The sequence below is a fragment of the Sterolibacterium denitrificans genome, assembly GCF_900174485.1.
GTDB lineage: Bacteria > Pseudomonadota > Gammaproteobacteria > Burkholderiales > Rhodocyclaceae > Sterolibacterium > Sterolibacterium denitrificans.
This window is the reverse complement of sequence record NZ_LT837803.1, coordinates 1,798,495-1,822,453: the sequence shown is the minus strand read 5'-3', so window position 1 is coordinate 1,822,453 and position 23,959 is coordinate 1,798,495. Positions and strand designations below refer to the sequence as shown.

The window sequence follows — 23,959 nt, the reverse complement described above, 5'->3', positions numbered from 1 at the left end:
TCAGAAATGCAGAGGACGCTTGTCGACCGCCAGCGCCGCTTCGTGCATGACTTCGGAGAGCGTTGGGTGCGCGTGACAGATGCGCGCGATGTCTTCCGCAGAGGCGCCGAATTCCATTGCCGCCACGGCTTCGGCGATCAGCTCCGAAGCATTGTTGCCGATGACATGCACGCCGAGAATGCGGTCCGTCCGGGCATCGGCCAACATCTTGATGAAGCCGGTGGTATCGCCCTGCCCCAGCGCGCGGCCGTTGGCGGCGAAGGGAATCTGGCCGGCGCGATAGGCGATGCCCTCGCTTTGCAACTGCGCTTCGGTCTTGCCGACCCAGGCGATTTCCGGATGGGTGTAGATGACCCAGGGGATGGTGCCGTAGTCGATGTGGCCTGCCTGGCCGGCGATCAGCTCGGCCACCATGACGCCTTCGTCCATGCCCTTGTGGGCCAGCATCGGGCCGGGAACGACGTCGCCCACCGCCCAGACGTTTTCCAGGTTGGTGCGGCAGTGCGCATCGATCTTGATGCGGCCGCGCTCGTCGAGTTCCAGTCCGATATGCTCGCAACCGAGGCCGTCGGTATTCGGCACGCGGCCGACCGAGACGATCAGCCGGTCGCATTCGAGCGTTTGCGGGCCGGCGTCGTTTTCATATTCGATCGCGACGCCCTGCTCGCCCGCCGTCACCTTGCCGATCTTCACGCCGAGGTGAATGTTGAGTCCCTGCTTGCGGGTGAATACCTTCCAGGCCTCCTTGCTCACGGCCTGATCGGCGGCGGCAAGAAAATCGGGCATGGCTTCGAGGATGTCGACTTCGGCACCCAGGCGCTTCCAGACGCTGCCGAGTTCCAGACCGATGACGCCGGCGCCGATCACGCCGAGGCGCTTGGGCACGGCATCGAAGGACAGCGCGCCGGCGTTGTCGCAAACCAGCCGGTTGTCGACCGGAATGCCTTCGAGATGGCGCGGCCTGGAGCCGGTGGCGACGATGACGTGCGTGGCGAGCACGGTTTGCGTCTCTTCCTTGCCGGCAACCTGTATCTGCCAGAGATCGCCTTCACGGCCGGCAAAGCTGCCCCGTCCGGCCAGCAGCGTCACCTTGTTCTTCTTGAACAGGCCGCGGATACCGCTGGTGAGCTGGGTGACGATGTTTTCCTTGCGACGCACCATGGTCGTCACATCCATGCTGACGTTTTCCATGCCGATTCCGTGCATGATGAAAGCATGGTTGGCCTGGTCGTACAGTTCCGAAGACTGCAGCAACGCCTTCGACGGAATGCAGCCGACGTTCAGGCAAGTACCGCCCAGGCGCACTTCGCCTTTCGGGTCGGCATAACTTTCCGACTCGATGCAGGCCACCTTGAAACCGAGCTGGGCAGCGCGGATGGCGGCAACATAACCGCCGGGGCCGGCGCCGATGACGACGATATCGAATTGATTGGACATGATGGACTCGCGGAAAATGGATATGGGAATGATCGAAACTCCTGAGTCCGTCATTCCTTCGGTCTCTCCTTACAGATCGAGCAGCAAACGCGCCGGATCTTCCAGGGCATCCTTCATCGCCACCAGGCCGAGCACGGCTTCGCGGCCGTCGATGATGCGGTGGTCGTAGGACAGCGCCAGGTAGTTCATCGGCCGGATGACGATCTGGCCGTTCTCGACCACGGCGCGATCCTTGGTGGCATGGATGCCGAGGATGGCCGACTGCGGCGGATTGATGATGGGCGTGGACAGCATCGAGCCGAAGATGCCGCCGTTGGAAATCGAGAAAGTGCCGCCGGTGAGCTCTTCCAGCGTCAGCTTGCCATCCTTGGCCTTGGCGCCGTATTCGGCAATCTTCTTTTCGATTTCGGCCAGCGAGAGTTGATCGGCATCGCGCAGGATGGGCACGACCAGACCGCGCGGGCTGCCGACGGCGATGCCGATGTCGAAGTAGCCGTGATAGACGATGTCGTTACCATCGACCGAGGCATTCAGCACCGGATAGCGCTTGAGGGCGGCGACGGCGGCCTTGACGAAGAAGGACATGAAGCCGAGCTTGACGCCGTGCTCCTTCTCGAATTTGTCCTTGTACTTGTTGCGCAGCTCCATCACCGGCGCCATGTTGACCTCGTTGAAGGTGGTCAGGATGGCGGCCGTCTGCTGCGATTGCACCAGACGCTCGGCGATGCGCGCGCGCAGCCGCGACATCGGCACGCGCTGCTCGGGACGCTCGCCGAGCACGGCTTCCAGTTGCACGGCAACTGGCTGCGGCAAGGCGGCCTTCACCGGCGCGGCAGCCGGCGCCGGCGCTGTAACTACGGCGGCAGGCGCGGAGGATGCGCCGGCGGTACCCAGCACGTCGGCCTTGGTGATGCGCCCGCCGCGCCCCGTGCCTTGCAGGCTGGCCGCATCGACGCCCTGCTCGGCCATCAACTTGCGCGCCGCCGGCATGACGGCCGGCGCTGCGGCAGGCGCACTGGCCGGAGCGGGTGCGGATGTGGCAGTCGCTCCCGCCGCCGTGGCGGCGCCTTCGGTATCGATCAGGGCGACGACTTCACCACTGACCACGGTCGCGCCATCCGCCTTGAGGAGCTTGCTGATGACGCCGGCCTGCGGCGCGGGCAGTTCGAGCACGACCTTGTCCGTCTCGATATCGACGAGATTCTCGTCACGGGAAACCGCCTCGCCGGCCTTCTTGTGCCAACTGACCAGCGTGGCCTCGGCAACGGACTCGGACAACTGCGGAACTTTGACTTCGATAAGCATGACGACTCCTGGGATTTACTCTGCGGAGCCCTTGAGCTTGGCGCTGCTGCCCAGGGCGGTCTCGATGACGGTGCGCTGCTGCGCGTTGTGCTTGGACTGGTAGCCCACCGCCGGCGAAGCCGCCGCCGGACGCGCCACCACGTGCAGCGCCTGGCCGTCGCGCAGGCCGGCGGTGAAATGATGGCGGGAGGAATACCATGCGCCCTGGTTGAGCGGCTCTTCCTGGCACCAGACGACTTCCCTGGCATTCGGATACTTCTTCAGCTCGGCGGCGTAGCTCTTGGTCGGGAAGGGGTAAAGCTGCTCGACGCGCAGGATGGCGGTATCCGTCTGCTTCTTTTCACGGCGCGCGGCGGCGAGGTCGTAATAGATCTTGCCGGAGCAGAGTACGACGCGCTTGACCTTCTTCGCATCGAGTTCCTCGGTCTCGCCGATCAGCGGCTTGAAGCCGCCCGCAGCGAGCTCCTCGAGCGAAGATACCGCGTCCTTGTGGCGCAGCAGCGACTTCGGCGTCATGACGATCAACGGCTTGCGCAACTTGCGCAGCATCTGGCGGCGCAGCAGGTGGAAAATCTGCGCCGGCGTCGACGGCACGCAGACCTGGATGTTCTGTTCGGCGCACAACTGCATGTAGCGCTCCAGGCGCGCCGAGGAGTGCTCCGGCCCCTGTCCTTCGTAACCGTGCGGCAGCAGCATCACCAGCCCGCACAGGCGCCCCCACTTGGCTTCGCCCGAGGTGATGAACTGGTCGATCACCACCTGGGCGCCATTGGCGAAATCGCCGAACTGCGCTTCCCAGACCACCAGTTCGTTCGGCTCCGTCGTCGCGTAGCCATATTCGAAGGCCAGCACGGCCTCTTCCGAGAGCACCGAGTCGATGACGATGAACGGCGACTGCTTTTCGTCGATGTGCTGGAGGGGAACGTAGTTGCCGGCATCCCAGCGCTCGCGGTTCTGGTCGTGCAGCACGGCATGACGGTGAAAGAAGGTGCCGCGCCCGCAGTCCTCGCCCGAAACGCGCACGCCGTAGCCCTCGACCACCAGCGTGGCGTAGGCGAGGGTTTCGCCCATGCCCCAGTCGATGGGATGCTTGCCCTGCCCCATGGCCTTGCGGTCTTCGATGATTTTCTTGACGCGCGGATGCAGCGTGAATTCATCGGGCACATCGGTCAGACGCCCGGCCAGACGCTTGAGATCGGCCAGCGGCACCTTGGTGTTGCAGGTATCGGTGTATTCCTTGTTGAGGAAGGGCGCCCAGTCCACCGCATGCTTGCGGTGATAGTCGGAGAGCACGGGACTTTCGATGACGCGGCCTTCGTCCAGGGCGGCGCGGAAATCCTTGATCATCCGCTCGGGGTCGTCCGCGCCGATCACGCCCTGGCTGATCAGGCGCTCGGCATAGACCTTGCGCGTGCCGGGGTGCGCCGCCACCTTCTTGTACATCAGCGGCTGGGTGACCATCGGCTCGTCCTGCTCGTTGTGGCCGAGCTTGCGGAAGCAGATCAGGTCGATGACCACGTCCTTCCTGAACTCCCTGCGGAAGTCGAGGGCAATCCGCGTCACCAGGGCGACGGCTTCGGGATCGTCGCCATTGACGTGGAACACCGGCGCTTCGATCATCTTGAAAATGTCGGTGCAATACAGCGAGGAACGGTAGTCGCGCGGATCGGAAGTGGTGAAGCCGATCTGGTTGTTGATGACGATGTGCACCGTGCCACCCGTGCCATAGCCGCGCGTCTGCGAGTAGTTGAGCATTTCCTGGTTGACGCCCTGCCCGGCCACGGCGGCATCGCCATGCAGCAGCACCCCCATCACCTTCTCGCCAGCGCTGTCCTTGCGCCAGCGCTGGCGGGCATAGACCGAGCCGGTGACCACCGGATTGACGATTTCCAGGTGCGACGGGTTGAAAGCCAGCGACAAATGCACCGGGCCGCCCGGCGTGGCGACATCCGAGGAAAAGCCGTTGTGGTATTTGACGTCGCCGGCCGAAAGCTCGTCGGCATGCTTGCCTTCGAATTCGGAGAAGAGCATTTGCGGCGTCTTGCCGAGAATATTGACGAGGACGTTGAGGCGGCCGCGGTGGGCCATGCCGATGACGATTTCCTCGGTGCCATGAGTACCGGCATGGCGCACCACTTCATCCATGGCAACGATGGCCGACTCGCCGCCTTCCAGTGAGAAGCGCTTCTGACCGACGTAGCGGGTATGCAGGTAGCGTTCCAGGGTTTCGGCGGCGGTGAGGCGATCGAGCAGGCGCGTCTTCTGTTCGACGCTGAAATCCGGCGTCGAGCGGATGCTCTCGAGACGCGACTGTATCCAGCGCTTCTGCGAGATGTCGCTCATGTACATGTATTCGGCGCCGATCGAACCGCAATACGTCTGGCGCAGGCTTTCGAGTATCTCGCGCAGCGTGGCTTCCTCGCCGCCGAAGGCAAAGGAACCGGTGTTGAAGGAGACGCCGAGATCGGCTTCGGTGAAGCCATAGAACGCCGGATCGAGTTCGGCAATGGTCGGCCGTTCGGCACGCTTGAGCGGATCGAGCTGCGCCCAGCGATTGCCGAGAAAACGGTAGGCGTTGATCAGTTGCAGCACCTTGACCTGGCGGGTGTCAGCAACGGGCGCGACGGCAGCCGGCCGCAGCGTGCCCAGCTTGGCGCGCTGGGCAAAGGAGGCAACGATGGGCGCGTGGGCCACGTCGAGCGGCGCACCGGGCAGGTCCTGCAACTTGTCGAAGTAATCGCGCCAGGCATCGGTCACCGATGCCGGGTTTTCCAGATAGCTTTCATAGAGCTCTTCGATGAAGGGCGCATTGGCACCGAAGAGATATGAATTGCCGAGCATTTGCTTCATCATGGGGTGCAGACTCCTGCCAGGGGCAAAACACTAACGCTGGAGAGCGGGAATACGAAATCTGGGAACGTTGGAAACCGGGAACGTGAGAATCAGCGCTGCCCGATCGGTTTCACGTCGCGCCGCGCGGCCCCGACATACAGTTGGCGCGGACGGCCGATTTTCTGTTCCGGATCGGCGATCATCTCGTTCCACTGCGAAATCCAGCCGACGGTGCGCGCCATGGCGAAGATGCCAGTGAACAACGGGGTCGGAATGCCCAGCGCGCGCTGCACGATGCCGGAGTAGAAATCGACGTTGGGATAGAGCTTCTTCTCGACGAAGTAGTCGTCCTCGAGAGCGATCTTCTCCAGCTCGATGGCCAGCTTGAACAGGCGGTCGTCGTGCAGGCCCAGTTCATTGAGCACTTCATGACAGGTCTCGCGCATCAGCTTGGCACGCGGGTCGAAGTTCTTGTACACGCGATGGCCGAAGCCCATCAGCTTGAAGCTGTCGTTCTTGTCCTTGGCGCGCTTGATGTATTCGCCGACGCGCGAAACGTCGCCGATTTCCTCGAGCATCTGCAGACAGGCCTCATTCGCCCCGCCATGCGCCGGGCCCCACAGGCAGGCGATGCCCGCAGAAATGCAGGCGAACGGATTGGCACCGGAAGAGCCGGCCAGGCGCACCGTCGACGTCGAGGCATTCTGCTCATGATCGGCATGCAGGATCAGGATGCGGTCGAGCGCCCTGGTCAGCACCGGATTCGGCTTGTAGGTCTCGCAGGGCACGGCGAACATCATGTGCATGAAGTTGGCCGCGTAGTCAAGATCGTTGCGCGGATACATGAAAGGCTGGCCGGCGCCGTATTTGTAGGCCATGGCGACGATGGTCGGCAGCTTGGCGATCAGGCGATTGGCCGAAATGTCGCGATGCTCCTGGTCGCTGATGTCCATGGCATCGTGGTAGAAGGCCGACAGCGCGCCGACCACGCCCACCATCACCGCCATCGGGTGGGCATCGCGGCGGAAACCCTGGTAGAAACGGGTCAGCTGCTCGTGCACCATGGTGTGATTCTTGATGATGTTGGCGAAGTTTTCCTTCTCCGCGGCGTTGGGCAGTTCTCCCTTCAGCAGCAACTGGGCGACTTCGAGAAAGTCGCAGTGCTCGGCCAACTGTTCGATGGGATAGCCGCGATACAGCAGCTCGCCCTTGTCACCGTCGATGTAGGTGATCGAAGACTTGCAGGCAGCGGTCGACAAGAAGCCTGGGTCGAAGGTGAAGCTGCCGGTCTGGCCGTAGAGCGTGCGAATGTCGATGACATCCGGGCCGATGCTGCCGGAATGTACGGGGAGATCGATGGTCTTGCCGTCAATCGCGAGTGTGGCGGTAGATTTATTGGTCATGGTAAATCCCCAGTGAAGTCAAAAGTTGGAGTGCTGCGGTGTGCTGCACGGAACGGTCAAACCTTGGCCAGTGTTGCCACCAGCGCCTGCCAGCGGGGATCCGCGACTGCCTGGCGACCACACAGCATATCCCATAGATCGTGGTCTTCCAGTTGCAGCAGTTCCCCGAGTATCTGCGCCTGTTCGTCATCGAGCGGCTTGCCATCCTGCTCCTGGCGCTGCCAGAAACGTTCCAGGACCAGATCGAGTTCGAGCAGGGCGCGCCGCGAATGCCACCTGAGCCGTCCAGGTGAGAGGACAGGCGGATTCATGTTCATCAGACGGCGCGACGCACCATCACATCCTTGATCTTGCCGATCGCTTCCGCCGGGTTGAGGCCCTTGGGACAGACATCGGTGCAGTTCATGATGGTATGGCAGCGGAACAGGCGATACGGATCGTTGAGGTCATCCAGCCGCTCGTTGGTGGCCTGGTCGCGCGAATCGACGATGAAGCGATAGGCGTTGAGCAGGCCGGCCGGACCGACGTACTTGTCCGGATTCCACCAGAACGACGGACAACTGGTCGAACAGCAGGCGCAGAGAATGCACTCGTAGAGGCCGTTCAGCTTCTCGCGCTCTTCCGGCGATTGCAGGCGCTCGCGCTCGGGCGGCGGATCGTTGTTGATCAGGTAGGGCTTGATCGAGTGGTATTGCTTGAAGAACTGCGTCATGTCGACGATCAGGTCGCGCACCACCGGCAGGCCCGGCAGCGGACGCAGGACGATGGGCTGCTTGAGCGAGTCGATGTCGGTCAGGCAGGCCAGGCCGTTGCGGCCATTGATGTTCATCGCGTCCGAGCCGCAAATCCCTTCGCGGCAGGAGCGGCGGAAGGACAGCGAATCATCGTAGTACTTCAGCTTGACGATGGCATCGAGCAGCTTGCGGTCGGTGGCTTCCAGCTCGACCGTGATGTCCTGCATGTAAGGCTTGGCGTCCTTGTCCGGGTTGTAGCGGTAAATCTGGAACTTGACGCTGCGCTTGTGGTGTTCGGTAGTCATGATTGCTTCCTTGTCTTCGGGGCCGTCATCAATAGGCGCGCTTCTTGAGTTCGATGGTATCGACCGTCAGCGGCTTCATCTGCACCGGCTTGTAGGCCAGGCGGTTGCCTTCGCTGTACCACAGCGTGTGCTTGAGCCAGTTCTGGTCGTCGCGGCCATTCGGATGCGCAGGCGTATCCGGCGCATCGTCGCGCACGTGGGCGCCACGCGATTCCTTGCGCGCCTCGGCGGAAACCATCGTCGCCTTGGCCACTTCGATCAGGTTGTCGAGCTCCAGCGCTTCGAGGCGCGCGGTGTTCCAGACTTGCGACTTGTCCTTGATCTCGGTCTGCCGCACCTGCTTCTCGACGTCGAGGATCATGTCCACGCCTTCCTTCAGCAGGTCGTCGAAGCGGAATACGCCGCAGTGCTTCTGCATGACGCGCTGCATGTCCAGACGCACTTCATGCACGTTGCTGCCGCTCTTCTGGTTGTTGAGGCGATCGACGCGGGCAAGGCTGCGCTCGATGGCTTCCTGGGGAATCGGCTTGTGATTCCTGACGCCCTTCTGCAGATCCGCAACCGCCGTCTCGCCGGCCGACTTGCCGAACACCAGCAGATCGAGCAGCGAGTTGGTGCCCAGGCGGTTGGCGCCATGCACCGAAGCGCAGGCGCATTCGCCGGCGGCGTAAAAGCCTTGAACGACGCTGTTCAGGTCATCGCCCTTCGGCACCACCACCTGGCCGAAATGATTGGTCGGAATGCCGCCCATCTGGTAGTGGCAGGTCGGCACCACCGGCAGCGGCGCCTTGATGCAATCGACGCCGGCAAACTGGATGCCGATCTCGCGGATGCCCGGCAGCCGCTTCATGATGGTGGCCGGTTCGAGGTGGGTGATGTCGAGCAGCACATAATCCTTGTTCGGCCCGCAACCGCGTCCTTCGTTGATTTCCGTGACCATGGCGCGCGAAACCACGTCGCGCGAAGCCAGATCCTTGGCATTCGGCGCGTAACGCTCCATGAAACGCTCGCCCGAGCTGTTGCGCAGGATGCCGCCTTCGCCGCGCACGCCTTCGGTGATCAGCACGCCCGCGCCGGCCACGCCGGTCGGGTGGAACTGCCAGAACTCCAGGTCTTCCAGCGGAATGCCGGCACGCGCGGCCATGCCCAGGCCGTCGCCAGTATTGATGAAGGCATTCGTCGAGGAATGGAAAATCCGCCCCGAGCCGCCGGTGGCGAAAATCGTCGCCCGCGAATGGAACATGACGATTTCGCCGGTTTCCATGTCCATGGCGGTCACGCCCAGCACGTCGCCCTCATCGTCGCGGATCAGGTCGAGCGCCATCCATTCGACGAAGAACTGGGTATTGACCTTGACGTTGCGCTGGTACATCGCATGCAGCATCGCATGGCCGGTGCGGTCGGCCGCCGCGCAGGAGCGGCGTACCGGCTTATCGCCGAAGTTCGACATGTGGCCGCCGAACGGACGCTGATAGATGCGGCCGTTGTCGAGGCGGTCGAAGGGCATGCCGTAGTGCTCCAGTTCGACCACGACTTCATTGGCCTTGCGGCACATGAACTCGATGGCGTCCTGGTCGCCGAGCCAGTCGGAGCCCTTGACGGTGTCGTACATGTGCCAGTGCCAGTGATCTTCCTCGGAGTTGCCGAGCGAAGCGGCCACGCCGCCCTGGGCGGCCACGGTATGCGAACGGGTCGGAAAAACCTTGGTCAGTACGGCCGTTTTCAGGCCGGCTTCCGACAACTGGATCGCCGCGCGCAGGCCGGCGCCACCGGCGCCGACGATCACGGCATCGAATTTACGAACGGGAATATTCACTTGTCACAGCCTCCAGAGTATCTGCGTGGCCCAGCCAGCACAGGCGATCAGCGTGAGCGCGGTCACGGAATGCAGCGCGATGCGCAAGCCCACGGGTTTGATGTAGTCCATCCAGATATTCCGCACGCCGACCCAGGCGTGGTAGGCCACGCTGAGGATGAAGACCACGCTCAGCACGCGCATGAACGCGCCGGACATCAAGGCATGCCAGCTTTCGCGGCTCAGTTCCGGCCCGAGTAGCAGACACAGCGCCAGAACGACCACATAGACCATCATGGCGATGGCGGTGATGCGCTGCAGGAACCAATCGCCGAAGCCGTAGCCGGCGCCCACCACATTGCGTGTCATTACCATAGCGTCACCCCCAGAATTGCCGTAATCACCAGGCCGGCCACCAGCACGAGCTTGGCGCTGGCACGCGCGGTATCCCTTGCCACGCCCTTGTGTATGTCGATCAGAAGCAGGCGGATGCCCATGCAGACGTGATGGACGAAACCATAGGTCAACGCCAGGAAAATCAGCTTGACCACCGGATGGCGGGTGATGGCCAGAAAAGTCTCGAACTCCTCGGGCGTGCCCAGCGACAGTTGCAGCAGGTAGATCAGGCACGGGAGCAACAGGAAAATTGCACCGCCGCTGATTCGATGCAGGATCGACATCTTGGCCGCCAGAGGCAACTGGATCTTGGTCAAATCCAGAAACTTCGGGCGCTGCTTGGTTAACTCAGACATAGGTTTTTCACTCCCATACGGTTGCTTGTGATTGCTCATGATTATTCATGGTGCTCATGGCTGCCTTGGACTCGAACCTGCGCGCAGGAAAGAAGCCAGGAACCTCGAACCGGCCCTGACCGTTGCCAGACGCGGAACTCGGAATTCTAGCGTATGCGCCCAGCCCATGCGCGCAATGAACGGATAACGGGGGCAACCAGCGCATCAACTCAGCTCGTTCGAGTAATAGTGCGTCGCCGTCGAATACAGGCTTTGACGCCATTCGACGGGACGATCGCCATAGGTATGGCTGACCCGCTCGACCGACAACAGCGGCGTGCCCTGCGCAACTTCGAGCAGCTTGGCATTGACCGGGTCGGCAGCCACGGCGCGGATGCGCTCCTCGGCACGCAGCATGCGCACGCCGAAGCGGGTCTCCAGCAGGCTGTAGAAAGAACCCTGTCCCTGGTAGGCCTGCAGCATTTCCAGATCGAGTCCGCCGAACAATTCACCCGGCAGGTAGATTTCCTCGATCACGACCGGCTTGCCGGAAAATTTCAGCAAACGCCGCACGATGATGATCGGCGCGCCGAAGGCGATCCCCAAAGTGCGCGCCGCCTCGTGACCCGCCTTGGCTCGCCAGCATTCGAGCGGCACGCTCTGGAGGGTTTCGGTGGCGCCGGTTTCGGCAACCAGCCGCAGAAAACGAAAGGCCTCGCGCGGACCGGCGTCCGTATGCGAAGCCACGTAAGTTCCCTTGCCCTGGCGGCGCACCAGCAGGCTCTCCGCCGCCATCTCGTCGATGGCCTTGCGCACCGTGCCCTGGCTGACATTGAAGCGCAACGCCAGTTCGGTCTCGCTTGGAATCAGCTCGCCGGGACGCCACTCGCCCGCCTCGAGACCTTGCAGTATCAAGGTCTTGATCTGGCGGTAGAGCGGACTGAAGGTAGGCGCGGATACGCTGTCCTGTGACATGGAGCGGAATTTCACCATAAAAACCTGCCATCGTCCATATTCATTTATGTCTTATATAAGACATAAAATATCGTTTGACACATAATGCTGGCCTGCAATAAGATTCGTGGTGCAAAAAATACCCTTTTTTACCCTTTCCATCCTTTCCGCAGCCTTATCCAGGGAAGCAGCTCAAGCCCGGAAAAGCCGGTGTATAGTCAGCGGTTTTTGGCTTCCCAGGCTTCCATCATTCTTTACACCAAGGAGTTCTCAGCATGACCAAAGCCCCCGTTCGCGTTACCGTCACCGGCGCTGCCGGTCAAATCGGTTACAGCCTGCTGTTCCGCATCGCCAGCGGCGAAATGCTCGGCAAGGATCAACCGGTCATCCTGCAGTTGCTCGAAATCACCCCTTCCCTGCCGGCGCTCAAGGGCGTGGTCATGGAGCTCGAAGACTGCGCCTTCCCGCTCTTGGCCGGCGTGGTGCAGACCGATGATCCCAACATCGCCTTCAAGGACACCAACTACGCGCTGCTGGTCGGTGCCCGCCCGCGCAGCAAGGGCATGGAGCGCAAGGACCTGCTGGAAGCCAACGGCGCGATCTTCACCGTCCAGGGTCGCGCCCTGAACGACGTCGCCGCGCGCGACGTCAAGGTGCTGGTGGTCGGCAACCCGGCCAACACCAATGCGCTGATCGCCATGAACTCCGCGCCCGATCTGCCGCGCCAGAACTTCACCGCCATGCTGCGCCTGGACCACAACCGCGCGCTGTCGCAACTGGCCACGCGCACCGGCAAGGCCGTCACCGAGATCGAGAAGATGATCGTCTGGGGCAACCACTCGCCGACGATGTATCCGGACATCCGCTTCTGCAGCGTCGCCGGCCAGAATGCCGTCGGCCTGGTGAATGACGAAGCCTGGTACCGCGACACCTACATCCCCACCGTCGGCAAGCGCGGCGCGGCGATCATCGAGGCGCGCGGCCTGTCTTCCGCTGCTTCCGCCGCCAACGCCGCGATCGACCACATGCGCGACTGGGCGCTGGGCACCAACGGCAAGTGGGTCACCATGGGCGTCTGCTCCGACGGTTCCTACGGCATTCCCGAAGGCATCATCTACGGCATGCCGGTGACTTGCGCGGGCGGCAAGTGGGAACTGGTCAAGGGCCTCGAAATCGATGCCTTCTCGCGCGAAAAGATGGACGCCACGCTGCAGGAACTCACCGAAGAGCGCGACGGCGTGAAGCACCTGCTCGGCAAGTAAGCCGCGGAAAAGCAAGGCGCTGGCCGGTGCATCTCCCCACGGGATACCCCAGCCAGCCTCCTTGCCGAGAGCATCGTCATTCCCGCGCAGGCGGGAATCCATGCCTTCGACGATTGGAACAGCGCTGGATTCCCGCTTGCGCGGGAATGACGAAAGTGAACCGTTTCAACAATCGCCAACAACAGGCATGGCTTGATCATTCCCTCATGAACACTCGCCTCCATCCCGCCGACGTGCTGTACTCGGGTAGCGACCCGGCGCGGCCTTTTCCCGCCCTGAACGCCTGCGAACACTACGCCGGCAGCGAAAAACTGATCGACAAGGCGCTGGCCCTGCAAACCGAACTCGGGCCGATCTTCGACATCACCTGCGATTGCGAGGACGGCGCGCCGGCCGGCCGCGAAGGCGAGCACGCCGCCATGGTGGCCGCGCGCATCATGAGCGAGGCCAACCGCTACGGCCGGGTCGGCGCGCGCATCCATGACGTCACCCATCCGCACTGGCGAGACGACCTGGAAATCATCGTCGGTACCGCCGGCGAACGCATCGCCTACATCGTACTGCCCAAGGTGCGCGGCATCGACGATGTGCTGGCCCAATACGCCATCGTCACCGCCGTGCAGCGCAAACGCGGCCATACGCAGCGGATCCCGCTGCACGTGCTGATCGAAACCCCCGGCGCGCTGCGCGAAGCCTGGCAGATCGCCGCCCTGCCCTTCGTCGATTCGCTCGACTTCGGCCTGATGGATTTCGTCTCCGCCCACCACGGCGCGATTCCCGCCAGCGCCATGCGCACGCCGGGGCAGTTCCAGCACCCGCTGGTGGTACGCGCCAAATGCGAAATCGCCGCCGCCGCGCTCGGCAACGGCATCATGCCGGCGCACAACGTCAGCGTCGAAATCCGCGATCCCGCCGTGGTACGCGAGGATGCCCGCCGCGCGCGCGAGGAATTCGGCTATCTGCGCATGTGGAGCATCCATCCCAACCAGATCCAGCCCATCGTCGACGCCATGCGCCCCGACTTCGCCGAAGTCAGCGAAGCCGCCGAAATCCTGGCCGCCGCGCAGGATGCCGACTGGGGACCGATCCAGCACGCCGGCAAGCTGCACGACCGCGCCTCGTTCCGCTATTACTGGGAATTGCTCAGTCGCGCGCTGGCCACCGGCATGTCCTTGCCAGCCGATGCGCAACAGCGTTTCTTTTAATCCCAAGCACCCCAAACGTCCCTGCAGACAAAGGAAGTCACCATGCTCACAGCCTACCGCCAACACGTCGCCGAACGCGCCGCCCTGGGTATCCCGCCGCTGCCCCTTTCCGCCCAGCAAACCGCCGATCTCATCGAACTGCTGAAGAATCCGCCCAAGGGCGAAGAAGACAGCCTGCTCGACCTGATCACCCATCGCGTGCCGGCCGGTGTCGATGCTGCCGCCAAGGTCAAGGCTTCCTACCTCGCCGCGCTGGCCTTCGGCACGGAAAAATGCCCGCTTATCAGCCCTGCAAAAGCCACCGAACTATTCGGCACCATGCTCGGCGGCTATAACGTCAGGCCGCTCATCGACCTGCTCGACGATACCGTCTTGGGCAGCGTCGCCGCCCAGGGATTGGCCACCACCCTGCTGGTCTTCGATGCCTTCCACGACATCAAGGAAAAAGCCGATGCCGGCAGCGCCAATGCCAAGCGCGTCCTGCAATCCTGGGCCGATGCCGAGTGGTTCACCTCGCGCCCGGAAGTGCCGCAGAGCATGACGCTGACCGTCTTCAAGGTCAGCGGCGAAACCAATACCGATGACCTCTCCCCCGCGCCCGATGCCTGGAGCCGTCCGGACATCCCGCTGCACGCGCTGGCCATGCTGAAAAATCCGCGCCCCGGCATCGAAGCCGACGAGCCGGGCAAGATCGGCCCGATCAAACAGCTCGACGGCCTGAAGGCCAAGGGCAATCTGATCGCCTACGTCGGCGACGTGGTTGGCACCGGCTCCTCGCGCAAGTCCGCCACCAACTCGGTGCTGTGGTTCACCGGCGAGGACATCCCCTATGTGCCGAACAAGCGCTTCGGCGGCGTCTGCCTGGGCAGCAAGATCGCCCCGATCTTCTACAACACCATGGAAGATGCCGGCGCCCTGCCGATCGAGCTGAATGTCTCGCAGATGGACATGGGCGATGTCATCGAACTGCGCCCCTACGAAGGCAAGGCGCTGAAGAACGGCGCCGTCATCGCCGAATTCAAGGTCAAGTCGGACGTCATCTTCGACGAAGTCCGCGCCGGCGGCCGCATTCCGCTGATCATCGGCCGCGGCCTGACGGGCAAGGCGCGCGAAGCACTGGGTCTGCCGCCCTCCACCCTGTTCCGTCTACCGCAGAGCCCGGCGGACTCCGGCAAGGGCTACACCCTGGCGCAGAAAATGGTTGGCCGCGCCTGCGGCCTGCCCGAGGCGAATGGCCGGCAGCAAGGCATCCGCCCGGGCACCTACTGCGAACCCAGGATGACGACCGTGGGCTCACAGGACACCACCGGCCCGATGACCCGCGACGAACTCAAGGATCTCGCCTGCCTCGGCTTCTCCGCCGACATGGTGATGCAGTCCTTCTGCCACACCGCGGCCTACCCGAAGCCCGTCGACGTCAAGATGCACCATGAGCTGCCGCAATTCATCAGCACGCGCGGCGGCGTGGCCCTGCGTCCGGGCGATGGCGTCATCCACTCCTGGCTCAACCGCCTGCTGCTGCCGGATACCGTCGGCACCGGCGGCGACTCGCATACGCGTTTCCCCATCGGCATCTCCTTCCCGGCTGGTTCCGGCCTCGTCGCCTTCGCCGCCGCCACCGGCGTGATGCCGCTGGACATGCCCGAATCCGTGCTGGTGCGCTTCAAGGGCGAACTGCAGCCCGGCGTCACCCTGCGCGACCTGGTCAATGCCATCCCGCTCTACGCCATCCGCCAGGGCATGCTGACCGTGGAAAAACAGGGCAAGAAGAACATCTTCTCCGGCCGCATCCTGGAAATCGAAGGCCTGCCCAAGCTCAAGGTGGAACAGGCTTTCGAGCTCTCCGACGCCTCGGCCGAGCGCTCCGCCGCCGGTTGCACCGTGCATCTGGACAAGGAACCGATCATCGAGTACATGACCTCCAACATCACCCTGATGAAGTGGATGATCGCCAACGGCTACCAGGACCAGCGCTCGCTGGAGCGCCGCATCAAGGCCATGGAAGCCTGGATCGCCAAGCCCGAACTGCTGAAGGCCGACGCCGACGCCGAGTACGCGGCGGTCATCGAGATCGACCTCGCGGACGTCAAGGAACCGATCGTCGCCTGTCCGAACGACCCGGACGACGTCAAGCCGCTCTCCGAAGTCGCCGGCGACAAGATCGACGAAGTCTTCATCGGCAGCTGCATGACCAACATCGGCCACTTCCGCGCCGCCAGCAAGCTGCTCGAAGGCAAGACCGACCTGCCCACGCGCCTGTGGATCGCGCCGCCAACCAAGATGGACGCGCAGGTGCTCACCGAAGAAGGCCACTACGGCGTGCTCGGCCGCACCGGCGCGCGCATGGAAATGCCCGGCTGCTCGCTGTGCATGGGCAACCAGGCGCAAATCCGCAAGGGCAGCACGGCGATGTCGACCTCGACGCGCAACTTCCCGAACCGCCTGGGCATCGACACCCGCGTCTACCTCGGCTCCGCCGAACTCGCCGCCGTCTGCGCCATGCTCGGCAAGATTCCGACGCGCGAGGAATACCTGGCGAACATCGGCGTCATCAACCAGCATGCGGATGACATCTATCGTTATATGAACTTCGACCAGATCGAAGACTTCCGCGACGTGGCCGACACCATCCAGGTCTGAAGACCGGGGGCCGAGCACGAAGCTGCTTGTTGCTACTGTTTGTTGCCAGCCTCATCAAAAAGCCCAACCGTTTATTCGGTTGGGCTTTTTCAATATTTGCCGACTTGGAAACGTAGAAGGCTGCTTACTACCTGATTTGACTTTGTGCGTACAAATGGCGCACAATCAAGCCAAGTTGCCATCAGGAGTCCATCATGACCAGCCTTGCCAAAGATGTCCGGCTACACATCCGCTGCGACCAGGAGATTCGCCGCTTGCTCGACAAAGCGGCGGCGTATGCCCATATGAGCGTATCCGAATTCGTGCTCAGAAATGCCGTGGAGCAGGCTCAGTCGGTCGTACAGGCGCACGAAGCCATTACCCTGTCTCACGACGACTTCGCCGCATTCCTGCACGCGCTGGATGCACCGGCCCAAGCCAACCCGGCATTGCAGCGCGCGTTCGCCCGCCACGCCAAGTACGCGCAATAAATGGCCTACTCCATTCGTGCGTTTGACGGTAACGCGCAGACGGCGGATTTCGATTGTGGAGAACAAGCGCTCAATGAATACCTGAAACGCTATGCAAGCCAAGACATCAAGCGTGGCGTAGCGCGGGCTTTTGTAGCCAGTCCGGCCAAACAACCCCAGGTGGTGATCGGTTTCTACACGCTCAGTGCCGCCAGCATCGCAGCAGAAACATTGCCCGAGAAATGGCGCAAAAAACTGCCGCGCTATCCGGTACCAGTGGCACTGCTTGGCCGCTTGGCAGTGCAGCGGCAGTTCCATGGCCAGGGAATCGGCTCAATTCTGCTGGCGGATGCCTGCAAGCGCGTTGTTGCCGCCAGTAAAACGCTGGCGGTAGCCGCCATCGTAGCGGACGCCAAGTCTCTCCAAGCGGCTGCGTTCTACCAACACTTGGGCTTCATCGAACTTCCCGGCCAGCCTGGTCGTTGGATGCTGCCGCGGTCACACTTTGCGAGCTTGCTTTGAATCGTAGCCAACGCCTGCCACACCGCGAAGCGACATCGGCTTGAATGAATCGTCAAGCACCCGACCTTGCATAGATGATCATTTGGGTACACCGAAACAACGCAATCGTCTTTCCCGACTCCCTGTGAGTAACCGTGGCATCCCAAACCTGGGTTGTCTTGCCGAGATGCACCGCCGTAGCAGTACATTCGACCGTTCCTTCCCTGGCTGTGCCCAGATGGTTGGACTTGAGCTCGATCGTGGTGAACCCCGTTGCACCCGCTGGGAGGTTGGCGATACAGCCATAACCCGCTGATGTATCGGCAAGCGTAACGACACTCCCCGCATGCAGGAACCCGTTTGGCGCCATGAGGTGCGGCTTCACGAGCAGTTCAGCCCTGACTTCCGACAGGCCAACATGTGTGATGACGATACCCAGGTAACCAGGCAAGTTCTCGGTTCCATACTTGTTAAGGTGGTCTGGAGTGAACATGGTTTTCCTTCTTGGGAAGCTAGCATTCAAGGTGATCTGCCTCGGCAGCTTTATGCTTGAAGCAGCTCGACCGCAGGGTTGGGCGTCACTGCGACGACAACCCTCCGATGAGGTCGCCGTAGGCCCAGACCAGGGTTCCAATTAAGGCCATGTAGACGCCAATGTGAGATGCTGTGGCATCGAGCTTCGATTGCCGTTCGGCTTCAATTTCTTTCGGGGTAGGTTCAATGTACCCACCGTCGATAACGCTCAATGACCGGAACCATTCTGAAAAACCCAGGCGGATCAAAGGCCGAACACTGAGAATGACGCCAGCCATTGTAACGATAGCCCCTGACCGCCCAAACCAGTGCCACTTGGAAGTAACGAAGCTCGCCCAAAATGAGAGCGCCACAGCCAACGCGGCTACAGCAACGAGAAGAAAAATGTTAGATAGGTACTTAACCACGGTTGATTGATAGTGACGCCCAACACCTGAGTTAAGCCGCGCCTCAAAGCGGCGGTGATGGCTAAAAGAAATTGTTAGGGAGGCAATCTACCTACGTCCGCGATATGGTTCACACCCAACTCCATCATTGTCACGATCAAGGTGTGGGCCATAACCGGGGTCGCCGCTCCGAACAGGTGCAGCACCGGCAGCACGCGCCTCTGTGCAATTGGCAAAACGCCTGATCTGCGTGTGGGACTGGAAGTTAACAGATGACTCTCCGGAGCATGGAAGTTACGTTGAGGGGCGGGAGAGCCGCGATGGCAATGGTAGTCACCGGTCTTACGGTTGGTATGACAGCCACTCTTATCTAGGCCGCCACTATGCGCCGTCGCATGAAAAGGCAATACAAGAAGCGGAATCAAAATAATGAAAACCGGTCGCATATAGCCCCCCCCCTGCGCCCTAATAAATGAAATGGACTTACCCATCCCAAGTTGGCCGTGCAAATTGAGCACAGTAACGGTACCGAAGTACCAAAATGGGGTTTCTAACAATGCCTGGTCTAAAGGAGCAGCGTTTAACTTTTTTACGATACTGCCGAAATGCGGTTCATTGTGATACCTAATGACTAAGCACATCTGAACCTGATACACCTTGACACAGCCTGCAACACTGCAAAGTCAGTTTTGACTAAAGTATTACAACATACGAATCGAAGCGAAGTATACGCAATGGGTACGCTATTTCATCCCACTTCATGACAAATGTCACTACTGGATGAGCTTTTATGCCAGGAGAAAATAAAATAACAATCTCTGATGGCAAACCATACCACCTGTGGAATCGACGAACGAATCAACGAACACCGGATCACCGCGGCCCTGCGAACCTGGTGATAACGGGGTGAACCAGCGCTTCGCTGATTTACCTACTTCTCTCCCGCCTTCATCGCCCGCACCACGTCGGCCCAGTGGCTGGGGTCGGGGCTGCGGTTGTGGGTGAGGCTGACGCTGTCGGCGATGCCTTCCAGGCGGGTTTTGAGTTTGCTGGGGATTTCGTGGCGTTCGCCGACCACGGCGATTTCGTTGAGTATGTCGTCGCCGATCAGCGCGGTCATGTCGTCCCAGCGTCCGGCCTTGGAAAGCCGGTTGAGCTCGTTATGCAGCGTCTCCCAGCCATGGGCGGCCAGGGTCGGCAGGTAGGCTGGGGTTGAGCCGTAGAAAGCCAGTTGCTTGCGCGCGGCCAGTTTCGATGCGGCGAGCGCTTCCTCGGTATCGGCGGTGACTACCAAAGTGGCGCACATCACTTCGATGTCCGTGCGCCGGCGTCCCGATTTCGCCAGGCCGTCCTGCAGGGCCGGCAGGGTGTTCTGCAGCAGCGAGCGGCGGGTGTTGAAGGGATGGGCGATGAAGCCATCGGAGACTTCACCGGCCACCGCCGTCATCTTCGGCCCGAAGCCGCCGGTGAATATCGGCGGCGGGCCATAGGGATTCGGGCCGGGGTTGAAAGCCGGAATCATCAGGGTGTGCCGGTAGAAGCGGCCTTCGAAATCGAGCGGCGCCCTGCCCTCCCAGCAATCCCAGATGGCCTTGATCGCCAGCACGATCTCGCGCATGCGCTCGGCCGGATGCGACCAGACGCTGCTGAAGCGTTTCTCGATATGCGGCCTGACCTGCGAGCCCAGACCCAGCACGAAGCGCCCGGCGCTGATCGACTGCATGTCGTAGCCGAGGTTGGCAAGATTCATCGGATTGCGCGCGAAGGCGATGGCGATCGCCGTGCCCAGACGCAGCGTGGTGGTGTGCTCGGCGGCCACCGCCAGCGCAAGGAAGGGGTCGTGCTTGGCCTCGAAGGAGAAACCGCCGTCGTACCCGATGTCTTCCAGTTCCTTGTAGATCCTGCGCGCGGCACGCGGATCTTCGAGTGGCGCGGTAGTGTATATCTTCATGATGAGGACGCGAGCTGCCCGGTTTCAGTCAGTGACCATGATGGTCATGATGGCCGTGATCGCCATGATCATCATGACCAAGGTTGGCGACGAGTTCGGCAGTGATCTGCTCGAAACCCAGCACCTTGCCGCCCTGCTCGCCGGCGAATTTCTCTGCCGCCTCGCGGCCATTGAACGCCGGCAGATCGGCATTGTTCATCGGCCCCCGCGCCGAGGAGCCGGCAACGAAATATGCGCGCTTCGCATCGACCCAGCCGCCTTTGAGGTAGTCGCTCAGATAAATCACGGCGATATCTTCACGCACGTGCTTGCGATCATATTTCGCCATGTCGTGCAGAAAGCGGAACAGGTCGAGCGGCGAATCGGTGGCGCGCATGGTGCCGTCCTTGAAGATCACCTGCGTCATCCACTTGGGATAGCGGGCGGGATACATGCCACAGACCGGGCAACGCATTTCCTTGCCGACCGCCTGGGCGGCGACTTCCTCGGCCGCGGCGGCAGGCGTAAGCGCCGGCAAGGCAAGGGCCAGGCTGATGGCCACCAGCCCGTGTAAAGCGCAACGGCGCAGGGATTGCATCGGCTTGTTCATGGGCAAGGACACTCCATTCGGCAGTAAGCGGCGTTTTCAGGATTGCAGCAGAGGATCGACCAGCAGCGCATCGATGACTTTGCCGAGATTCTCCCAGGGGCTGGCGCCCGGCCGGGTCAGTGGATCGGGACGCACCTGCTCGTCGACATCGTGGAAATGGTTCGGGCAAGTCGCCAGTTCGGGATGCAGGGGCGCGGTGTCGATGCGCAGCCGGGCATCGCCCCACAGCCAGTTGATGGTGTATTCCTCGGCCGAGGCGAAACGCGCCTCCAGCGCCAGGCCCGTGTCGAAGTTCATCAGCAAGGCATCCTGGTGCAGCGCCACGCCTTCCGGCAGTCGCGCCGCATAGGCTTGTTCGAGCCGTTCCTTGAGTTCCAGATGCAGGCTCATAGACGTTTCACCCTGGGCAGGAAATCCCTCATTTCGGCGCGCACGGTTTCGCGCATCTCATCGAGGATGGTCAGTGACAGATAGTGTTCGTAGGCCGGATGTTCGGCCACGCTCCCCGCCTTGATCTTCGCCAGCAGTTCGGCGGCCGTGGCAACGGCGTATTGCTGCCGCAAGCCATCGATGCTGACGCGGAATTCGTGAATGAGGCGTGCCAGCTCCTCCATCCGGGTTGCGTCTTCGGCATCAAAGTCGTGGAAGAAATCGGCCATGGCTCACATCGTCTGGTCATGCAGGGCGCCACCATCGAGGGCGACCATCTCGGGCGTGATGTCGGCGAAGCGATACAGCTTGCCGCCGTGCTTTGCCATGAAGTCCTGGGCATCGGCCTGGCTGGCGAAGGAAGCCAGGGTCTTGCCCATCGAGCCGCGCTGCTGGCTGTCGGCGACGAAGAAGGCGCTGCGCGCATCGATCCAGTGGCCTTGCGGCGCACTCCAGTCGGCCTTGCCCATGTCCTGCACGTACAGCGCACGGATGCGCTTCTGCTGCTCGGGACGCAGGTAGATGGAAAACATTTCCACGGTATCGCAGAAGAAGTCCGCCGGCCCCTGGGAATAATGGATCTGCGCCTTGGGGCCGGGGAAGTCGGCCAGCAGCATGCCATCCAGCGTGCAGGAAGTACCGGCATCGATTTCCAGCGGCAGGGGCACGCCCTCTTCGACGGCGCCGCAACCGGCCAGGACGGTCAGCAGCAAGGCGAGCAGGGTCAGGCGGCGCAAGGGTGGCCGGACGGTCATCAGGTTCATTTGAATCTCCAGGCAGCAAAGGACAATGGGGCGACGATCCACAGCAGCATCATGCCGCCGAGTAGCCAGGGGTTGGACAGATGGGCCGGCATCACGGTTGCCAGCCCGTACAGCGTGCGCACCTCGTCCAGGGTGAAGACGTTGAGGATGCGAAAGACGTCCGCCGGATTGAGCAGCAGCAGGTAGGGAAATAAATTGCTCGCCAGGCTGCCCATGTCGCCGCCGGTTGCCACCAGCAGACCCAGCAGGATCAGATCGAAGACCAGGACGAAGAAGAACCACAGGGCGATCGCCATGCCGCTGGCGCTGGTGCGATCGGCCGCCAGCACCGAAACCGTCACCGCCAGGCTGAGGAAGGACATGCCGAGCAGGATGGAGCTGAGGATGAAGCCGAAGTAGTGGTACAGGGCATTCAGCGACATGCTGGTCGCAAGCACCACGCCCGCCACGCCGAAGCCGGCCAGCGTGGAAAACGACAGCGCGGCGGACAGGCCGAGAAACTTGCCCAGCAGCAATTCAAAGCGGGTGAGCGGCATCGACAGCAGCAGATCGAGCGAGCCCCGCTCGCGCTCGCCGACGATGGCATCGAAGCCCAGGATCAGCGCAATCAGCGGCACCAGATAAATGACCAGGCTGACCAGGCTGGCAATGGTGACTTCCACGCCGCGAAAGCCGACGCTGCCCTGCTGGGCCGCGCCGAAATAGGCGATCACCAGCGCCAGGACGGTAAACACCACGGCCACCGCCAGCACCCAGCGGTTGCGCACCCGATCCCAGAACTCCTTGCCGGCAATGACCGCGACCTGTCCGAACTCCATGGATTTACTCATCGCTCACCCTTACCCTTACTCTTTATCCCGCATAACCGAGAAACAGATCTTCCAGCGAAGGCTCGCGGATTTCCAGATCCAGCACCTTGCCCTGCAACTGGCCCAAGGCGGCGACGACCGCCATCTTGTGCTGGCGCGGGCAGTCGAAACTGAGGTATTCGTCCTGCGCCCGCAGGCGGCTCACTCCCAGCGGTTTCAGCAGCGCATCCAGTTCCGCCGAGGCTTGCGCGGGATCTGCCAGACGCAGCCGGAAATCCAGCGCCAGGCCATTCTGCTCGCGCAATTCGTGCAGCGTCCCGAGCGCCTGCAGCTTGCCCAGCTTCATGATCGCCAGCCGATCGACGCGCTCCTGGATTTCGGCCAGGATGTGCGACGTGATGACGATGGTCACACCCACCTTGCGCTTCAGTTCTTCGAGGATGCGATAGAACTCGCGGATGCCCTCGGGATCGAGACCGTTCGTCGGCTCGTCGAGAAACAGCAAGGCGGGCTGGCCGAGCAAAGCCTGGGCAAAGCCGAGGCGTTGCCGCATGCCCTTGGAATAGCCGCGGACGCGCCGTTGCGCGGCGTGGGCCAGACCGACTTTCTCCAGCAGCGGCTGGGCCGCGCTGCGCGCCACGCCTTTCAGGTCGGCAAAAAAATGCAGCGTCTCCAGCCCGGTCAGGTTGTCGTAGAAGACGACGTTCTCCGGCAGGTAGCCGATCTGCCGCCGCACTTCACGAAAAGCGCGGCCGGCAACGGCGGTGCCGTTGATGCGGATCTCGCCGCTGGTCGCCGGCAACAGCCCCAGCAGCATCTTGAACATGGTGCTCTTGCCGGCGCCGTTGTGGCCGATCAGGCCGAAAATCTCGCCTTTGGCGATGTCCAGATCGATGCCATCAACGGCATGCACTTCGCCAAAATGCTTTTTGACTGCGCGCACA

Annotated in this window: 25 protein-coding genes and 1 pseudogene; 5 read left to right on the top strand and 21 right to left on the bottom strand. The window is 62.0% G+C overall.

The genetic code is table 11. From position 1 onward, the window contains the following. The 10 genes from lpdA to SDENCHOL_RS08310 form a co-directional block, all read right to left on the bottom strand. Complete coding sequence (gene lpdA / locus SDENCHOL_RS08355; protein WP_154716813.1) at positions 1–1,437, bottom strand: dihydrolipoyl dehydrogenase; 1,437 nt, start codon at positions 1,435–1,437, stop codon at positions 1–3. A 69-nt stretch (positions 1,438–1,506) separates the two neighbouring features. Continuing rightward, on the bottom strand, positions 1,507–2,742 hold the full coding sequence (gene odhB, locus SDENCHOL_RS08350) for a 2-oxoglutarate dehydrogenase complex dihydrolipoyllysine-residue succinyltransferase (RefSeq protein ID WP_154716812.1): 1,236 nt from the start codon (positions 2,740–2,742) through the stop codon (positions 1,507–1,509). Positions 2,743–2,757: 15 nt separating this feature from the next. Next, positions 2,758–5,592, bottom strand: a complete 2,835-nt coding sequence (locus SDENCHOL_RS08345; RefSeq protein ID WP_154717413.1) for a 2-oxoglutarate dehydrogenase E1 component — start codon at positions 5,590–5,592, stop codon at positions 2,758–2,760. Between the two features lie 92 nt (positions 5,593–5,684). Beyond that, on the bottom strand, positions 5,685–6,977 hold the full coding sequence (gltA, locus tag SDENCHOL_RS08340; protein ID WP_154716811.1) for a citrate synthase: 1,293 nt from the start codon (positions 6,975–6,977) through the stop codon (positions 5,685–5,687). Positions 6,978–7,033: 56 nt separating this feature from the next. Continuing rightward, the gene (locus SDENCHOL_RS08335) at positions 7,034–7,288 is read right to left on the bottom strand and encodes a succinate dehydrogenase assembly factor 2 (RefSeq protein ID WP_154716810.1); all 255 of its coding nucleotides are present in this window, start codon (positions 7,286–7,288) and stop codon (positions 7,034–7,036) included. Positions 7,289–7,293: 5 nt separating this feature from the next. Then, complete coding sequence (locus SDENCHOL_RS08330; protein WP_154716809.1) at positions 7,294–8,016, bottom strand: succinate dehydrogenase iron-sulfur subunit; 723 nt, start codon at positions 8,014–8,016, stop codon at positions 7,294–7,296. Between the two features lie 28 nt (positions 8,017–8,044). Next, positions 8,045–9,832: a succinate dehydrogenase flavoprotein subunit gene (sdhA, locus tag SDENCHOL_RS08325; RefSeq protein ID WP_154716808.1), complete on the bottom strand. Its 1,788-nt coding sequence runs from the start codon at positions 9,830–9,832 to the stop codon at positions 8,045–8,047. A 3-nt stretch (positions 9,833–9,835) separates the two neighbouring features. Then, entirely contained in the window at positions 9,836–10,186 is a 351-nt protein-coding gene (sdhD, locus tag SDENCHOL_RS08320; RefSeq protein WP_154716807.1) for a succinate dehydrogenase, hydrophobic membrane anchor protein, read from the bottom strand. Beyond that, the gene (gene sdhC, locus SDENCHOL_RS08315) at positions 10,180–10,563 is read right to left on the bottom strand and encodes a succinate dehydrogenase, cytochrome b556 subunit (protein ID WP_154716806.1); all 384 of its coding nucleotides are present in this window, start codon (positions 10,561–10,563) and stop codon (positions 10,180–10,182) included. The genes sdhD and sdhC overlap by 7 nt, the downstream gene beginning before the upstream one ends. Positions 10,564–10,767: 204 nt before the next feature. After that, positions 10,768–11,517, bottom strand: coding sequence for a GntR family transcriptional regulator (locus SDENCHOL_RS08310; protein ID WP_154716805.1), 750 nt, complete (start codon positions 11,515–11,517; stop codon positions 10,768–10,770). Between the two features lie 254 nt (positions 11,518–11,771). On the opposite strand from SDENCHOL_RS08310, the gene SDENCHOL_RS08305 reads away from it, so the two are divergent. From SDENCHOL_RS08305 to SDENCHOL_RS08285, 5 genes are all read left to right on the top strand, one after another. Continuing rightward, positions 11,772–12,758, top strand: a complete 987-nt coding sequence (locus SDENCHOL_RS08305) for a malate dehydrogenase (RefSeq protein ID WP_154716804.1) — start codon at positions 11,772–11,774, stop codon at positions 12,756–12,758. A 206-nt stretch (positions 12,759–12,964) separates the two neighbouring features. Beyond that, positions 12,965–13,963 (top strand): HpcH/HpaI aldolase/citrate lyase family protein, encoded by a 999-nt coding sequence (locus SDENCHOL_RS08300; RefSeq protein ID WP_154716803.1) that lies wholly within the window; start codon positions 12,965–12,967, stop codon positions 13,961–13,963. Between the two features lie 42 nt (positions 13,964–14,005). Continuing rightward, the gene (gene acnB / locus SDENCHOL_RS08295) at positions 14,006–16,603 is read left to right on the top strand and encodes a bifunctional aconitate hydratase 2/2-methylisocitrate dehydratase (protein WP_154716802.1); all 2,598 of its coding nucleotides are present in this window, start codon (positions 14,006–14,008) and stop codon (positions 16,601–16,603) included. A gap of 194 nt (positions 16,604–16,797) precedes the next feature. Continuing rightward, a complete protein-coding gene (locus SDENCHOL_RS08290) occupies positions 16,798–17,073 on the top strand; it encodes a DUF1778 domain-containing protein (RefSeq protein ID WP_154716801.1) in 276 nt (91 codons plus the stop codon). After that, entirely contained in the window at positions 17,074–17,574 is a 501-nt protein-coding gene (locus tag SDENCHOL_RS08285; RefSeq protein ID WP_154716800.1) for a GNAT family N-acetyltransferase, read from the top strand. A 52-nt stretch (positions 17,575–17,626) separates the two neighbouring features. On the opposite strand, the gene SDENCHOL_RS08280 is transcribed toward SDENCHOL_RS08285, so the two are convergent. The 11 genes and pseudogenes from SDENCHOL_RS08280 to SDENCHOL_RS08235 all read right to left on the bottom strand — a co-directional run bounded on the left by SDENCHOL_RS08280 (position 17,627) and on the right by SDENCHOL_RS08235 (position 23,958). Further along, positions 17,627–18,046, bottom strand: coding sequence for a PaaI family thioesterase (locus SDENCHOL_RS08280; RefSeq protein WP_154716799.1), 420 nt, complete (start codon positions 18,044–18,046; stop codon positions 17,627–17,629). 85 nt (positions 18,047–18,131) lie between these two features. Beyond that, the gene (locus tag SDENCHOL_RS08275; protein WP_154716798.1) at positions 18,132–18,365 is read right to left on the bottom strand and encodes a hypothetical protein; all 234 of its coding nucleotides are present in this window, start codon (positions 18,363–18,365) and stop codon (positions 18,132–18,134) included. 216 nt (positions 18,366–18,581) lie between these two features. Continuing rightward, entirely contained in the window at positions 18,582–18,719 is a 138-nt protein-coding gene (locus SDENCHOL_RS14480; protein ID WP_231913027.1) for an excalibur calcium-binding domain-containing protein, read from the bottom strand. Positions 18,720–18,826: 107 nt separating this feature from the next. Next, a pseudogene (locus SDENCHOL_RS14475) lies at positions 18,827–18,919 on the bottom strand (hypothetical protein); the annotation flags it as partial. A gap of 485 nt (positions 18,920–19,404) precedes the next feature. Further along, on the bottom strand, positions 19,405–20,424 hold the full coding sequence (locus SDENCHOL_RS08265; RefSeq protein WP_197706879.1) for a TIGR03617 family F420-dependent LLM class oxidoreductase: 1,020 nt from the start codon (positions 20,422–20,424) through the stop codon (positions 19,405–19,407). 28 nt (positions 20,425–20,452) lie between these two features. After that, on the bottom strand, positions 20,453–21,013 hold the full coding sequence (locus tag SDENCHOL_RS08260; RefSeq protein WP_154716796.1) for a nitrous oxide reductase accessory protein NosL: 561 nt from the start codon (positions 21,011–21,013) through the stop codon (positions 20,453–20,455). A 36-nt stretch (positions 21,014–21,049) separates the two neighbouring features. After that, positions 21,050–21,403: a hypothetical protein gene (locus tag SDENCHOL_RS08255; protein WP_154716795.1), complete on the bottom strand. Its 354-nt coding sequence runs from the start codon at positions 21,401–21,403 to the stop codon at positions 21,050–21,052. Further along, entirely contained in the window at positions 21,400–21,672 is a 273-nt protein-coding gene (locus SDENCHOL_RS08250; RefSeq protein WP_154716794.1) for a hypothetical protein, read from the bottom strand. Before SDENCHOL_RS08250 ends, SDENCHOL_RS08255 begins: the two co-directional genes overlap by 4 nt. 3 nt (positions 21,673–21,675) lie before the next feature. Next, complete coding sequence (locus SDENCHOL_RS08245; RefSeq protein WP_154716793.1) at positions 21,676–22,206, bottom strand: nitrous oxide reductase accessory protein NosL; 531 nt, start codon at positions 22,204–22,206, stop codon at positions 21,676–21,678. Continuing rightward, positions 22,203–23,036 (bottom strand): ABC transporter permease, encoded by an 834-nt coding sequence (locus SDENCHOL_RS08240; RefSeq protein ID WP_231912950.1) that lies wholly within the window; start codon positions 23,034–23,036, stop codon positions 22,203–22,205. Before SDENCHOL_RS08240 ends, SDENCHOL_RS08245 begins: the two co-directional genes overlap by 4 nt. Positions 23,037–23,058: 22 nt before the next feature. Next, complete coding sequence (locus SDENCHOL_RS08235) at positions 23,059–23,958, bottom strand: ABC transporter ATP-binding protein (protein ID WP_231912949.1); 900 nt, start codon at positions 23,956–23,958, stop codon at positions 23,059–23,061. Between the last annotated feature and the right edge of the window lies 1 nt (position 23,959).

Coding starts and splice junctions, on each gene's coding strand:
- lpdA (WP_154716813.1), bottom strand. CDS start 1,437: ATGTCCAATCAATTCGATATCGTCGTCATCGGCGCCGGCCCCGGCGGT.
- odhB (WP_154716812.1), bottom strand. CDS start 2,742: ATGCTTATCGAAGTCAAAGTTCCGCAGTTGTCCGAGTCCGTTGCCGAG.
- SDENCHOL_RS08345 (WP_154717413.1), bottom strand. CDS start 5,592: ATGAAGCAAATGCTCGGCAATTCATATCTCTTCGGTGCCAATGCGCCC.
- gltA (WP_154716811.1), bottom strand. CDS start 6,977: ATGACCAATAAATCTACCGCCACACTCGCGATTGACGGCAAGACCATC.
- SDENCHOL_RS08335 (WP_154716810.1), bottom strand. CDS start 7,288: ATGAATCCGCCTGTCCTCTCACCTGGACGGCTCAGGTGGCATTCGCGG.
- SDENCHOL_RS08330 (WP_154716809.1), bottom strand. CDS start 8,016: ATGACTACCGAACACCACAAGCGCAGCGTCAAGTTCCAGATTTACCGC.
- sdhD (WP_154716807.1), bottom strand. CDS start 10,186: ATGGTAATGACACGCAATGTGGTGGGCGCCGGCTACGGCTTCGGCGAT.
- sdhC (WP_154716806.1), bottom strand. CDS start 10,563: ATGTCTGAGTTAACCAAGCAGCGCCCGAAGTTTCTGGATTTGACCAAG.
- SDENCHOL_RS08310 (WP_154716805.1), bottom strand. CDS start 11,517: ATGTCACAGGACAGCGTATCCGCGCCTACCTTCAGTCCGCTCTACCGC.
- SDENCHOL_RS08305 (WP_154716804.1), top strand. CDS start 11,772: ATGACCAAAGCCCCCGTTCGCGTTACCGTCACCGGCGCTGCCGGTCAA.
- SDENCHOL_RS08300 (WP_154716803.1), top strand. CDS start 12,965: ATGAACACTCGCCTCCATCCCGCCGACGTGCTGTACTCGGGTAGCGAC.
- acnB (WP_154716802.1), top strand. CDS start 14,006: ATGCTCACAGCCTACCGCCAACACGTCGCCGAACGCGCCGCCCTGGGT.
- SDENCHOL_RS08290 (WP_154716801.1), top strand. CDS start 16,798: ATGACCAGCCTTGCCAAAGATGTCCGGCTACACATCCGCTGCGACCAG.
- SDENCHOL_RS08285 (WP_154716800.1), top strand. CDS start 17,074: ATGGCCTACTCCATTCGTGCGTTTGACGGTAACGCGCAGACGGCGGAT.
- SDENCHOL_RS08280 (WP_154716799.1), bottom strand. CDS start 18,046: ATGTTCACTCCAGACCACCTTAACAAGTATGGAACCGAGAACTTGCCT.
- SDENCHOL_RS08275 (WP_154716798.1), bottom strand. CDS start 18,365: ATGGCTGGCGTCATTCTCAGTGTTCGGCCTTTGATCCGCCTGGGTTTT.
- SDENCHOL_RS08265 (WP_197706879.1), bottom strand. CDS start 20,424: ATGAAGATATACACTACCGCGCCACTCGAAGATCCGCGTGCCGCGCGC.
- SDENCHOL_RS08260 (WP_154716796.1), bottom strand. CDS start 21,013: ATGAACAAGCCGATGCAATCCCTGCGCCGTTGCGCTTTACACGGGCTG.
- SDENCHOL_RS08255 (WP_154716795.1), bottom strand. CDS start 21,403: ATGAGCCTGCATCTGGAACTCAAGGAACGGCTCGAACAAGCCTATGCG.
- SDENCHOL_RS08250 (WP_154716794.1), bottom strand. CDS start 21,672: ATGGCCGATTTCTTCCACGACTTTGATGCCGAAGACGCAACCCGGATG.
- SDENCHOL_RS08245 (WP_154716793.1), bottom strand. CDS start 22,206: ATGAACCTGATGACCGTCCGGCCACCCTTGCGCCGCCTGACCCTGCTC.
- SDENCHOL_RS08240 (WP_231912950.1), bottom strand. CDS start 23,036: ATGAGTAAATCCATGGAGTTCGGACAGGTCGCGGTCATTGCCGGCAAG.